Source organism: Sphingobacterium detergens (genome assembly GCF_003610355.1).
GTDB lineage: Bacteria > Bacteroidota > Bacteroidia > Sphingobacteriales > Sphingobacteriaceae > Sphingobacterium > Sphingobacterium detergens.
In genome coordinates, this window is record NZ_RAPY01000001.1 from 1,297,599 (window position 1) to 1,311,730 (window position 14,132).

Consider the following 14,132-nt stretch of genomic DNA (forward strand, 5'->3'; position numbering starts at 1 on the left):
CTTAATTTGTACCTCACTAAAGAATTGATAAATTTAAGGTAAAGTGGGCTACATTGATCTGAAGGTAAGCGCCTTCGATCACAGAGAGTCAAGATGTGTTGCGTTAACGAGCGACTCAAATACTGATGCAACTAATTTTAATGAGAACAAAACGATGAAAAAATCTATATTAACCATTACATTAAACCCTTCGGTAGATAAAAGTACCCGCGTTCAAAACATTGTTCCCGAAAAGAAGCTGCGCTGTGATACCCCAAAGTATGAAGCCGGCGGTGGTGGTATTAATGTAAGCCGCGCACTCAAACGACTTGGTATATCTTCAAACGCACTTTTTACCGCTGGAGGAAAAACGGGCAATATGTTGGAGGTATTATTAAAACAGGAAGAGCTCGATATTACAGCAATCCCTATCAGTAGTGAAACAAGGGAAAACTTTATTGTGGTAGATACGACCAGCAATCAACAATACCGATTTGGATTTCCAGGAGAAGCCTTTACAGCGGAAGAGAAGGAAAACATTTTGGCTATTGTTGACCAATTAAATCCAATACCTGATTTTGTTGTCATCAGCGGAAGCCTCCCAAACGATGTTCCCGCGGACTTTATCGGATTACTTATCAATAAATATAAAGCTAAAGGAAGTAAAGTGGTCGTAGATACTTCCGGAGATGCGCTTAAAGTTGCTTTGGAAGAAGGCGTATATTTATTAAAACCAAATGCGGGTGAATTGGCTGCTCTTGTTGGAAAAGAGGAACTGGCTAGCACAGATCTCGATCATGCTGCCCAGCAAATCATTGCGCAAGGCCAAGCTGTCCTTGTTGTGGTATCTCTGGGTGCTCAGGGAGCAGTATTATATTCCGCAGCAGAAAAAATTCAGATGGTTCCACCACTTGTAAAAATACGTAGTACGGTTGGTGCTGGAGACAGTATGGTTGCAGGAATGGTATCCGTTCTGGCTAGAGAGGGTACAATCGAAGAACTACTTCGAATGGGAATAGCTTGCGGTTCGGCAACCACTATGGCCGAAGGAACCGCCCTCTTTCAACGGAAAGATGTGGACAGGCTATATGATGAAGTCAGAAAGCTATAAGTGTGTGGGTTAAATACACAGGGTTTAATTTTTAGCATACCTGTTTAGCTGTAATAGGATTGTTTTCGACAATTTATGCCAGACAACCCTATCCATTGCACGGAACTTATACCCTAATAACTCATTAGCCTGAAGCAATAAGTTACCCCAAGCAGCTTTCAAAATTCGTAAATACAACAAGATATGATTCGTGATAAAAATTTAAACTATTGTTTTATTTCCACAGAAATGCCAGCAAACAGTGGTTGAATGAATCCTATACTTTTATCCAAAAACAGACAAAATGTCATTATGACATCTGCGTATGGGCAAAAAAAAGTTGTCACAAATCATTAAAAAGATTATAAAAATCATTATTCCTATCTTTCTGAAATCAGCCTAGGTCATCCAATAACAAGACTCAAAAAGCTATCTGAAAAAAGCTTAAACATCGTTTTTCCTGAAACTAGTCTAAATATTTTATATCAAAATAACGCAAAAAGTGCTGTTTTAACGGCTTTGATGACAAGTGGCATATTGGAAGATTTTTTGTGGACATGCCAAATAAAAAAGCATATGAATAACGAGTACAAGCTGAAATTTTCAAAACCATTGTTAGAGGTAAAAGATATTACTGGAAAGATTCCAGACACCTGCCCCTATCCAATTCCTTTTGCCCAAAAATCTTTACTATTTGAATTTGAGGGAGCCAGTTTTATCAATCAGCAACTCTATTACGAAACATTCAAGATCGACATGTTCCATTTGAATACAGATGAACCATTTTTAATTGAATACACTGTTCCAAATGATCGCATATTTTTCAATTTTATCCTCCACGGTCAGGTTTTTTTTGGCACCGAAGATCAAACATTGATTACAGCCCCAAAAGATTGCACATTTTATTTATCTGCCGAAAAAGCAGGATCTTATAGCGCTAAGGTTCCCAAAGGAAGCACCGATGTCATCGTTATATCTTTGCTTCCGGGTTGGATAGCATCTGCCGTAGATAATTATCCGACATTAAGTGAAGCCGTAGAACATCTATTGCTATCCAAAAATCGATATGAAGTACTCCCCCATTGTCGGATTGATGATCAAGTCCGGGAGTGGATGTTTGAATTCCTATCTGTCAAATACAAAAACACCATTGTCCAGCAGTCACTTCTTGGAACACGGATCGCCATGACACTTTGTTATTATGAAGAGCTGCTTGCCAGTACAAGTATGGGGAAAATGTACCAGATCAAACGCTATATTGATAGAAATATACTCTCAACGGATCTCGATCTCTCACTGATGTGCGAGAAAGTTTACCTATCCGAAAGGACGATCATTCGTCGTTTTAAAGAAGAATATGGAGTCTCTGTAAAGGCTTACTACAATCAGGTTAGAATGCAGCAAGCCCGTCAGTTAATTGAGAATGAGAAATTACCAATTAAAGAAGTCGTTAATAAAATCGGTTTTTTCGACGAAAGTGCGTTCCGAAGAGCCTATCGGAAGTATCTCCTTGAATTATAGAAATTACCTGAGTATAACTATTTTTCATAAATTATAGTGCAGAAACCGCCAATTTTCTCATTTTTTCGAAAAAAATTGGCGGTTTCTGCACTATTCTAATTTAAACTTGTTTCCGAAATTTGGCTCAATCCACATTTCCCAATTTCATCATTGGAAAATGTGGATGATAAAAGTCTAAATACCTGAAATAAGTTTTATGCAAAAGACATTTACACTGCACATTAAACAAGAGAACAAGACAAAATTCGTATCTCGAATGGATCGCCCATACTTCACGCATTATCCGATCTTGGGTGTCCCTTATCTAGTTGCAGGTTCCAAGGACTGCAGCATTTCCGTTCAGGAAATAGGGCTCCAAGGAAACGGACTTCACCTTATCGAAACATTGGTAGAGAAGGAAGTTGAGCTTGAAATTGACCTATTAAAACCCACGATATTCTTTGTGATGATGATCGAAGGCTCTTATAAACAGTTTAAGGATGAAGGGAAATCCTTATACGCTATGGGGGAAACTTTTTTTATGATCTACTGCCCGGAAAAAAAAATCTCAGTCCATTTAAGCCAGGGTAAACATAGTGCCATGCTTCTTTCAATAGAGCCAGAATTGTTGTATATGATGACTAGCAACAGACCTCACCTCATCGAATTGGCGCACTGTCTCCTTGAGAACAAAAATGAGATTGTGCCATTACCGATGGTTCAAATTGACAAATCTATTTCACATCTGATGCAAAGTATGAGATTATCTTCATTTTATCCGGTCACCGGAAAAATGGAGATGGGGCGACTATTGACTATTTTCGTTGAAAACTACGGGCAAAGGCTCATTGAAAATAACCCCACTATTAAGCAATTATCGCTACGGATGACCAAACAGATCTACAAATTCGTCAGCCAACATTTGGAAGAAGAAATAGAACCAACAGCGCAACAAATTGCAGATCATGTAAACCTACCGGAATCGAAGATCATTGAATATTCAACATTGATTTTTGGCAAATCCCTCCACAAACATCTATTGACAATAAGACTGCTTAAAGCGGCAGAGCTGCTCAAGTTTACATTCGAGCCCATAACAACCATCGGACAGAAAACAGGCTTTACAAATGAGTTCCAGTTTTATCGGTTTTTTAAAGATTTCTATGGGATGGCACCAAAAAGCTTTCGGGACCATTATTTTAAATTGAAAAAATCTTAAAAAAATGTGCCACTCGGTTGCGATTAGGTTTTCTCAGACATTTTACCTTTTGCATCGTGAGTGGCCCTCTTTTAACCAGTTATATGGAAAATCCGATATTGACACGTATCCTTAATTCGGGTCAGGAAAAAATCTCACTGCAGTCGTCGCGTCCACCTGATTGTAAGTAGTATGAGTATAATTGTTCAAATAGCCTAATCTTGCTTATCCATCAGTTTTTTGCGGAAGAAAGATTTCCTTAAAGACCTTTTGCACGTAGTTTTATAAACTCTTTGGGAAGAAAACCAGTTTCTATCTTAAAGAAGTTGGAAAAATGCGCAGCCCCAATCTGAAGCTCATATGTGATTTCTTTGATAGTGAGATCTGAACCGACCAATAACCGTTTGGCTTCCTGAATCAATCGATTCTTTATCACCTGTTTTGCAGATATCTCCAATGAAGACTGGCAGAGGACAGTTAAATAACTAGACTGTATACGGAGTGCCTCTGCGTAGAACTCGACACGCCGCTCTGTCTTATAGTTATTCTCTATTAATTCAATAAACTTGGTGACAATTGGATTTTTCACCTCCGAATAACTATATGTCCGGATATTCATACATTTTGTCTTCAAAATCAGATAAGCGGTCCTGAAGCGACTAAATATCAGCTCCTCTCCCCCTTTTACCCGAAGTTCAATAAGTCTTTGAATTGCCAATAACTCGGTTCGTAACAGTTCAAAAAATTCATTGGTAATATCAAAAGAAGAAATTGGCCTGGTTTTACGTACAGGAACCGTCGTGATACAAGTTATTGCTTCGTAGACTTCCTCCCTGACCATTAGATGATGAGCTAGGGTATCTTCTGACATAAAGCAAATTCCCACCTGTCCGGGGAATACAACGATGACCTTATTTTTTTGGATAGTATGAATCGTATCGTCTATCTGCACATAGCCGCTCCCCTTTTCAAACAAAACAATACTGAAATATTTTGCCTTTCGAGGTTTTGAGACACGAAATTCACCTTCAATGCGGTTATAATAAATTTTAGAATCATATGCTTTTATACGATCATCGATAGGAAAAAAAACAGATAGACCATTTATTCTATTTACATTATTACTAACTCTCTGCATATTTTATCTCTATTTATAAATATCAGAAAAATCAATCATAGATTCATTCATAATTCAATATATAAAAATTATATTAAATACAATATACAAAAACCCAAATATGAAATTGCTCCAATGCGACGCGGGTGACATATCTAAAAAAATAAAAAAGTATCACCAAAATTTCGCTTAAAATTTTCTGGATCATCAAATTCAAGAACTATATTTGCTTATGAAAATTGTAGGCCAATTTTGACCTGGTTTTCCTCTTTTTGTTATTTTCCAATGAGCAAAATGAGGTATTTTAACCTAATCTTTATTGTAATTATGTATATCAAAAACATTCAGAACCACAATCTTTTTGCTTATCGAAGATTACGGCGGGCGATCGGTTATCTGGGCATCTTTTTACCCATTATCTTGGTTTTATTGTCCCTATTTAAGTTTTTCGGTACCAGTATTCAACCATCTATCAGTCATTACTATTTTTCAAATCTGAGAGAAATTTTTACCGGCACTTTATGTGCCGTTGGATTATTTCTCATCTGCTATAAAGGCAATGGGAATAAAGTCATTTGGAAAAACGATAATCTCCTCACAAATCTTGCTGGATTTATGGCGATTGGAGTTGCATTTATACCCACCGATCCAATCGGTAGCAGCTGCAGCCAATGCACACTGATTGCCGTCGATTTAAAGGGACTGCATTATGGCTTTGCAGCCGTCCTTTTTCTAACATTTGCATTTCTTTCCATCAATGTATTTACTATTGGCCAGGAACCCAACAAAGAGATTCCGGTTAGCATCGTGAATGAAAATAATATCTATCGTTTTTGTGGCTATGGCATAATCGTTTGTATCGCTTTGATTCCTCTTAAGCTCTTTGGATATGCAACACTTGTCTTTGAGGCCATTGCACTTTTTTTATTTGGCAGTTCATGGCTTATTAAGGGACGGGCTTTGGGTGATAAAGGTACAATTGGCGAAAAATTATACCGTGAACATAATACCACAGAAACTGAAGATACAGGGGCTGGATAGGAAGCAATCTACTTATTTTAAAATAATTGTTATTTCAAATACAATTCGGCAATAAAAAATCCAAGGCCGACAACCAATAAAGGTAAAGCGATAGATAACAGGATAAGTGGCCAGGCGAAAACACGAAAATAGGTATATAGTTGTGCCGTAGTGGGATCAGCTGGATCATAAATAATTGTTTCTGTTTCGCCAACAGACCAGCTTGCGGGGTTACTCGCCTCGGCTAGTTCGTACTCATATTCATTTTGATCCGATGTACGGAAACGGAAAATTGGAGAATAAACCTCACCATCAGATTCTATTGTCCGAAGCCTAATAACCGTAGCTGTCGTCTTTTCCGCCTTTTTCAAAAATAAAAGGACATTTCTAAAAGTAAGAAAAGCGAAAAAAAGCAGTATCAATCCAAGGCCGACCATTAGGTAATATTGCCACATATTCTTTCTGTTAATGTCAAACATACAACGCCAAATAGCTGGGCTTTACAAGCCATAAGTTACACGATACGAATATAGTATAAATTCCAATACCACTACCTATTGTTTAGGAAGCGACAGAAATCTATTTGAACCCCATATGCATGTATAACAAGAACCCTAGCTTTTGGGATCATCTCCAGGATCGGCCTCTACCCGCTTGTCCTCCTGTGTCAACGGAGCCGGAGGAATCTCACCACCGGCACGTTCGATTTCCTGGGTCTCTACATGTACGGCAAATTGGGCCGGTTCGATCGGAATCCCCATTACCGTTGCGTATTCTCTTGTGTAAATCGCTCCAAAATATAAGATAGCAGCGGTATAATACACCCACAGTAAAATCAATACAAATGATCCCGCAGCACCATAGGTATCCTGGGTGGCTGAATGTTCCAGATATATTCCGATCAGATAACGACCCAAAATAAACAAAACTGCTGTAAATAGGGCTCCCGCCCGAACTGTCCGCCACTGAATATTGACATCAGGAAGTACTTTAAAAATAATACTAAAGAGTAAGAATATAATACCAAATGATAGTGCAAAGTTGATCCCGTCAAGCAGCACCACTGTCATGTCTGGAAAATAACGCTGTAACTGTCCTGTGAGGGCCAAGATGACACCATTGATGATCAAAGTGACAACCAATAAAAATCCCAGACCAATGACTAAGGAAGAGGACAACAACCGATCCTGAATCAGTTTTAACCAGCCTTTCTTGGGCTTGGCCCGTACATGCCAGATTTTATTGATTGAATTTTGGATATCTCCAAATACGCTGGTCGCTCCCAATATCAAAGTGATGCTACTGATTAACAATGCCATATTGGATTTGCCCGACAACTCAAGATTTTGAATAACTTCCTGAATCTGTTTGGCGGCACTGTTTCCCACTAAGCCACGCAGTTCCATAAAAACCTTCCCTTCGATGGCATCTTCACCATAAAATATACCTGCCAGCGCAATTATTAACACCAGTATCGGGCCAATCGAAAAAACAGTATAGTACGATAAAGAAGCACTATATTTCATTGAATCTTCATTCAAAAACCCGGCAACGGAGCTCTTCAAAATTCGCCAGTAGGTCTTTATCTTACTTCTACTTTTAGTCCTTATATCCATATTGATCATTTTTGTCAATAAGAATAAACCACCTTCCGGTAAAGAATGTTTTTGGATTTACAAAGAAACAGTAGCAGCCTAGTGCGGTGCTACCTTGTTATTCATGCGAATAGTCCCGAATGGTCCCCTGAAAAACAAGCTGCTTGGTGCCCGCGACTTTTAGGGTAAGATCCATATCCGAAGCGATCGCCTTCAACATTAAAATCGGAGTAACTTTTAAGACATTCGGCCAATCCACAAGATGAATTGCGACATGGGAAAGACTATTGGTTTTCGTATATTTTGCTTGCATCTTGTCTATCGTTGAGGCCGTCGATAATATATTGAATTGACCATCATTTTTCTGAAACCACTGGTAAAATAGCTTACTGGGAAGAAACTTAGGTAAGCTCTCATCCCCCCGAATTCCAAACCTAACATTTGGCACTTTACTTTCATAGGCTGTTTTTTCCTCTACTGTTTCAAAATTGTCATTCACCGCATAATTAATAATGGTATCTGTCTGTACAACCTGATTTTTTAAAACTTCGATATCAACATAATTCCCATTCGCATGGGCCATAATCGAGTCTGCCGAAATCGGAAGATCAACAAGCATGTCTTTTAAAGCTATCTTTAACTGTTCGTTTGGAAAATTGATCCAGCCTTTGCTGATGTAATTTTCGTTTACCAATTCCCGGACAAGGTATTCCTGTGGAAAATTCCAAGTATCAGATTGGAGTTCACCGGCGATCTCAATACGGCTACCTTTCAGGTCAAATTCAATAAAATTTTTGGAAGAAATATCGCTATAACGCAATGATTTGCGGGTTAGTTCGCTCGGATGATTGATGAAACTCTCAATAGAGACCCGCTCTGTATCCGACTGGATCAACTGGATCATTTCATCTTTCTTTTTATTGAGATTAAAACCCAGTCCCACCAACAGGGTGTTACCCTTCCAAACAAATGCAATTTTATTTGTATCCTGATAAGCATAATTTACTCCCGGAGCGACATTATTTTCAATGGAATCAACTTCCAGTCCCTCTTTTAAGAATGTCAGAAATTGCTTCTCATCTTTCAAATCAAAAAAAGCATAAAAGTTCTTAGTCGTGTCTTCCAGAGAAAAAAGGAATACATTGGCCTTGATATCTATTCCATTGTCTTTTAGCTTGGTCAATTTTTTAGCAAAGTCCTGCCCTCCTTTCGGTGCCGTTTGCCATTTATCGAAAAATTGATTCAATAAGATATCATCCAGAGAAATCGTCAATAAAGCCTTACTCTTTTTATGGACGACAGACTTATACGACTGCTGTTGTCTAATGATATAAATTCCCCAGCCTATTATCACTAATCCTATGATAATACCCAAAGTCCAAATTATTCCTTTTTTAATCATTGTCAGTTATATCAATTGGGTTGTCCAGTTCAGGTTGTTCATCCGGCACAATGCCATCGAGCAGTTGGTTGATCATAAACTGTAAGCCATTGTTTGCGTTTGCTGGCAGTTCAAGTTGCAAATCAGTTTCCAGTCTATCGCCCACAATTCCTTTAGAACTCAAGGTAAAATTACCATAATTATTCAATTCTGCTAATGTAGAACGCCAGCTATTGCCCAACACGAGATTCAGATCTTTTGTCAGCGCTGGTATTTTCTTTGTTTGGAACGCTGCCGAAAACTTACTTCCTTTCATAAGCTTAGCAAAAGATTTATTGGGCTTGGTCGGATAGTTATCCTTGTGCAAAATTTTATTTAACTGCAGGCTATCGTTGCTGATCATCACTAAATCTTCATTGAACATCAGGTATAAAGGAAAATCTTTGCCATTACCTTGTTTGATTTTATATATACCTCCTACAAAGCTTGCATCGGACTTTGATACCGCGACATCCAATGCCTTTTTGATAATCCTTTGATCTTCGGATGTAAACATCCAGATAAAAGACACCACTTTCTCTTCCTTTGTCTTATTAACTTCCTTTACGTCATAATTATCATCATAGTCGTAATCAACGTAGTCGATCTTCAGATTAGTGATTCCATTGACAACGACCAAATTGTCCCCGGGCATAATTTTGGCAACGGCTTTTTCATCCAGTGCAATTTCAAGCCCAAGGGCCATCAACTCAAGTACCTCATTCTCCTTTCCAAAATATTTTTTCATATTTTTTGTGAAAAATGCTGGTATTTCTTTTAGGTAAGCTTCGGAATTCACATTGACATTAAAATATCCCAATGTTTCCTCTGTCAAATACTTTGCGAACTTCGGATTAGGCTTCCTTGCATACAGCTGTTTAGTCAGTTTCACTAAATCTTTGCCCAGGGTTACACCTGTTTTTAGCGTAATTTTATTTCCCTGTTGTGTCAGGTCAAAGAACATGGCCTTATAATCATTTTCCAAAGAGAAACTGCTTGTATGATAATACGCATCTACCATGGAACGCACGGAACGAAGTCCGTCATAGAGACCTTCAACTTTGGGTAGCCATACACGCGCAATATCCACATTCTTTAGAAAACGCGCCTGCTCTGGTGCAGGTATATTTGGATAGTTACCGCTCAATAGCTGTTCCTGCTCACGCAGTAACCATTTTTCCAATAATATATTCTTGATAGAATCATTTCGTCTGTTCACTTCCTCAAAAGCTGTATCAAGTGAATCGTAGTTGATATGATTTTCATAGAGACTCGTATCAGCATCGGTTGCACTGGCATAGACGTCCAAAGGTTCCCCTTCCTCTTGCTGTACCTCAGCTTGCAATGTATCAAAATCAAATGCATCCCATTCCATCGTTGTAGAATCCATTAGTACAGAATCCGCACAGTTAGCTGCTGCTTCGGCCTCATCTGCCGCTGCACTGGTTGCAGATACCGCAGCGGCGGCATAATCTATATTTTCGATACCATATAATGCGGCAATGGAATCGTTGGCAAAATAGGTCGTACCAACCTCACCTTTTAAAATTCTAACCTCCTTTGCATTCCAAGCGAGCAATTGACCATCCGTGGTTCTAAATCGGTTATAACCGTTCAAGGCCGGAAGCGAAGTCCCCTCCATATTCAGCAACTGTTCAAAACGGCTGACCGCATGGATCGGGACAATCATCTCTCCATATAACAAGCTATCCCTATCATTTCTGTAGTATATAGCCATTCCCTTCGAATCAAATCCTGTCTGCTGGAAATCCTTTTGCAGGTCAATACTTTTCTTTTCAAAATATTTGAAAAAACCAACCCGATCCAATAACCTATTCAATGTGGAAGCTTCTGCGTATTCCACGACTTTAGCCAGATTAATAGCCACTACTGTATTTGATCCATCGGGTATTTTAGTGTCAAAGCCCTGCGCTTGCACCGAACTAAAACCCAAAGACAACATAACCCCACAACAATAGGGAAGCATTTTTCTTCCCCGACGGCCTAATAATCTAGCTGATATAACCATATACATTTAATACTTTCTCTTATTTATCTATAACATCAAAAGTATCAAATGCAATAGGCTATTCTCATCCCTGAATTCAGGTAATTCGTGAATTTCTACTAAGCTTCACGTATCAAACCATATTCTATAGCGGATTTGACTGCCGCAGTCACACTTTTCGTCTGAAATTTTTCCATTAAGTTTTTACGATGACTCTCCACGGTATGGGAACTAATAAACAGGGATTCGGCAATCTGATTGGTCGTCATTCCTTTGGCTACAAAGGTCAATATCTCCTTTTCACGGCGTGTGAGTTTGGGAACTTGTTTCAGTCCTGTATCCGTTTTCTTGTTGAGTATAACCTGGGTTTTCTCACAGATGTACCGCTTGCCCACCAAAACATCGGATATGGCGGTAATGATTTCATTGCCGGTGGCATTTTTTTGAAGATAAGCATCTGCACCTTCATTCAAAATACTATTGATAACCGCCAATTCATTATGCACACTAAAGGCTACTATTTTCAGCTCTTTATGTGATTCTTTCAATCCCTTGACCAGATCGATTCCATTTGCATCGGGAAGATTGATATCCAATAACAATACAAGCGGTGCATCTGCTACAATGTTTTTAAATAGTTCTGCTGCACTTGCATACATACCCACAACTTCAAAATCTTCGTGGGAATTGATAATATTCTTTAACCCCTCCAACAACAGTGGGTGATCATCTGTAATCGCTATTTTTATCATCTTAAGTTATTAATTAAACAACAGGCATTTCAATTTCTATGGTAGTCCCTTCGCCAATGGCGGATATAACCTTCATGTCACCATGTAGAAAAGAAAGTCTTGACTGTATATTGTGCATGCCTGCTGAATGTTGTAAGTCTATCTTTTCGGTATCAAATCCCTTGCCATCATCTTCAATAGTAATATGTAAACGCTCATTATATACAGAAAGTTGTATGAAGATAGTGCTTGCTGCGGCATGCTTCAAGGCATTGTTTACCAGTTCTTGGATTATTCTGTATAAGGAAATCTGATGTTCTACACTTAATTTTGATTCAAATTGGATAAATTCACATTCTACCTGACAATTCGGTTGACTCATCCGTGCGGCATAATCCTTTAAGGCTTCCTCGAGACCATATTTGATAATTAGATCCGGCATTAGGTTATGTGCAAGTCTGCGCAATTCGTCTACAGCATCATCCAGCAGTTCAATACTTCGTGTAATACCATGCTTTACTGCTGGCTGTTCGGCACCACTATCATTGATGGAGGATAAGCCCAATTTTGTACTTGACAGCAATCCCCCTAAGCCATCGTGCAGGTCTCTAGCCAGACGTGTCCGCTCCTTCTCTTCCCCTGCCAACATCGCCGTCAGATTTTTAATGGCATGCTGCTGATTATTTTTTTCGATTTCAAGCCCGTGCAAGTGCTCCTTTTGCTTTAATGTTTTGGAACGTTGCCAGTAGGCATAAAACAATAGCATGACAGCAATTAAACAGCTAATAAATAACCAGATATAAATCGAATTCATACGTGATTTAAAGGCAATCTCCTGCTTAGAAACATCAAGCTCCTGCAATCGCTGTTCATTCTCCAAGCGGCTTAATTGCAAGTCCTGTTCCTTTTTGTCGCGCTCAAGCTGAAGCACTTTCAACTGTTGGGTACGGTTTAGTTCATTCAATTTTAAATTTTCAACCAATTGATTCTGTCGGTCATTTAGCGCTTTCATCAATTTGATCTGCTGTTCCTTTTTCTCCCCCTCTAAACGAAGACGCATTAATTTTTGGTTTTGCAGTTCCCGTTCATATTTTATTTCAAGTTGTTTGGTTTTATCCAATTTATCCGAGTTGAATGCCTCCTCAAAAACATTGATATAACTTTTCTGGTATTGAAATGCCTCTTCGTATTTTCCCTCTTCGACACTCACTTCAGCCAGCCTGCTAAAAAGACTTAACCCCATCTGATAATCATAATGTGGCTCTCGCTGCAGGTTGTAAAGCGCTTGTTGCAGATACTTTTTGCCCTGCTCCCGATGGCCGCTTTTAAATGCCTCGTCAGCCAATACACCATAGGCCGGAACAGAGATGGCATATTGTCCTGTTTCCTGTGCTATTTCTAAGGCCTGTTGGGCAAATGAAATCGCCTTTTTAGCACCATTTTCCGGATAAAATTCATGATACAGATTGGCTAGATTCACGGAGACATAGGCCATATCTGTTGGGTTAATAAGATTTTTCTGATTAGTTTTTGCTATTCGATAAGCTTCCAGATAATGTTCCTCGGCTTTTTTCAAAAGTTGCTGATCTGTTCGGTTTGACCGATATTCCTCCTCAAATAGGTAACCAGCTTGCATATAGGCATCAAATAAACTACTCGTATTCTGGCCTGCTTTCGCTGTCTCCAATAAAAGGTTCGTATACTTCTCCTGAAATTCGTAATTCCGCTGATTGGCATAAATAGCCGTCAATTCTTTATATACCGCCAATTTACGGGCTATATTTGCATCTGTCTGGGGGGCTTTTTCCAAAAAAGAAATTGCTTTATGAAACTGCGAAACAGCCTGATCCTCCTTGTTCTGCCTTGTCATAATCCAGCCTTCACAATAATGAATATATCCCTTGATACCGTTATCATTGATTATGGGAAGAACAGATTTTGCATGTTCCAGGTAAAAGCGCGATTTCTCAAAGAGGCGATCGTTATAACTATTCATTGCTGCGATGCAATTTAAATAGGCATAGTATTGTTTGTCGGGGTAATTTTTGGCCAATTGAATATTATCATTGAGCAACTGACTTGCCAATGCTTTCTCATTGTTGAAATATAGGGCCTGCGCATATTTTCCGGTCAACAGGAACCGTTCCTTACTCCCTAACGGAAGATTATAGTATGATTTCTGTAGCTCTTGCAACTGATCTTGGGCATACAGCTGACAGCAAGAGAATAGAGAAACTAAGCATATAATAAAGGTTTTAAAAAAAACACGAATATACCTCATAAAGTCTATTAATTCCCATTAGTGGATTGGTCAAACTTAGATAAATTTACCCTTATAAACAATTATAATTACCGTCAAAATTACCCTGATCGCTGTAAATGCATTGTATTTGTACCAACTCAAAAGCTGCAATTTCCTAAATACAATACCATTGAGGCGAAGTGAATAGCAAAAAGTGTAGCTTTGTATGTAG

Annotated in this window: 11 protein-coding genes; 4 read left to right on the forward strand and 7 right to left on the reverse strand. The window is 38.8% G+C overall.

All coding sequences use genetic code 11. The features are described from left to right. The first annotated feature begins 154 nt into the window (after positions 1-154). The 3 genes from DFQ12_RS05665 (at position 155) to DFQ12_RS05675 (ending at position 3,788) form a co-directional block, all read left to right on the forward strand. Positions 155-1,090, forward strand: a complete 936-nt coding sequence (locus tag DFQ12_RS05665) for a 1-phosphofructokinase family hexose kinase (protein WP_120258008.1) — start codon at positions 155-157, stop codon at positions 1,088-1,090. Between the two features lie 555 nt (positions 1,091-1,645). Beyond that, a complete protein-coding gene (locus tag DFQ12_RS05670) occupies positions 1,646-2,590 on the forward strand; it encodes a helix-turn-helix domain-containing protein (RefSeq protein ID WP_167457197.1) in 945 nt (314 codons plus the stop codon). Positions 2,591-2,786: 196 nt separating this feature from the next. Continuing rightward, positions 2,787-3,788, forward strand: a complete 1,002-nt coding sequence (locus DFQ12_RS05675) for a helix-turn-helix transcriptional regulator (protein ID WP_120258010.1) — start codon at positions 2,787-2,789, stop codon at positions 3,786-3,788. 238 nt (positions 3,789-4,026) lie between these two features. Here DFQ12_RS05675 and DFQ12_RS05680 read toward each other — a convergent pair whose 3' ends face one another. Further along, positions 4,027-4,905 carry a helix-turn-helix domain-containing protein gene (locus DFQ12_RS05680; RefSeq protein ID WP_120258011.1) on the reverse strand — a complete coding sequence of 293 codons (879 nt, stop codon included), beginning with the start codon at positions 4,903-4,905 and terminating at the stop codon, positions 4,027-4,029. Positions 4,906-5,211: 306 nt separating this feature from the next. On the opposite strand from DFQ12_RS05680, the gene DFQ12_RS05685 reads away from it, so the two are divergent. Next, positions 5,212-5,925 (forward strand): DUF998 domain-containing protein, encoded by a 714-nt coding sequence (locus DFQ12_RS05685; protein ID WP_120258012.1) that lies wholly within the window; start codon positions 5,212-5,214, stop codon positions 5,923-5,925. A 29-nt stretch (positions 5,926-5,954) separates the two neighbouring features. Here DFQ12_RS05685 and DFQ12_RS05690 read toward each other — a convergent pair whose 3' ends face one another. The 6 genes from DFQ12_RS05690 to DFQ12_RS05715 all read right to left on the reverse strand — a co-directional run bounded on the left by DFQ12_RS05690 (position 5,955) and on the right by DFQ12_RS05715 (position 13,939). Continuing rightward, positions 5,955-6,359, reverse strand: a complete 405-nt coding sequence (locus tag DFQ12_RS05690) for a DUF3592 domain-containing protein (protein WP_208642443.1) — start codon at positions 6,357-6,359, stop codon at positions 5,955-5,957. 159 nt (positions 6,360-6,518) lie between these two features. Next, positions 6,519-7,520 carry a YihY/virulence factor BrkB family protein gene (locus DFQ12_RS05695; protein WP_120259244.1) on the reverse strand — a complete coding sequence of 334 codons (1,002 nt, stop codon included), beginning with the start codon at positions 7,518-7,520 and terminating at the stop codon, positions 6,519-6,521. Positions 7,521-7,617: 97 nt separating this feature from the next. Continuing rightward, complete coding sequence (locus DFQ12_RS05700) at positions 7,618-8,901, reverse strand: hypothetical protein (protein WP_120258014.1); 1,284 nt, start codon at positions 8,899-8,901, stop codon at positions 7,618-7,620. Continuing rightward, positions 8,894-10,948, reverse strand: a complete 2,055-nt coding sequence (locus tag DFQ12_RS05705) for a hypothetical protein (protein ID WP_147420336.1) — start codon at positions 10,946-10,948, stop codon at positions 8,894-8,896. The genes DFQ12_RS05700 and DFQ12_RS05705 overlap by 8 nt, the downstream gene beginning before the upstream one ends. A 98-nt stretch (positions 10,949-11,046) precedes the next feature. Continuing rightward, positions 11,047-11,679, reverse strand: coding sequence for a response regulator (locus tag DFQ12_RS05710; RefSeq protein ID WP_120258016.1), 633 nt, complete (start codon positions 11,677-11,679; stop codon positions 11,047-11,049). 13 nt (positions 11,680-11,692) lie between these two features. Continuing rightward, positions 11,693-13,939, reverse strand: coding sequence for a tetratricopeptide repeat-containing sensor histidine kinase (locus tag DFQ12_RS05715; RefSeq protein WP_120258017.1), 2,247 nt, complete (start codon positions 13,937-13,939; stop codon positions 11,693-11,695). Positions 13,940-14,132 lie beyond the last annotated feature (193 nt).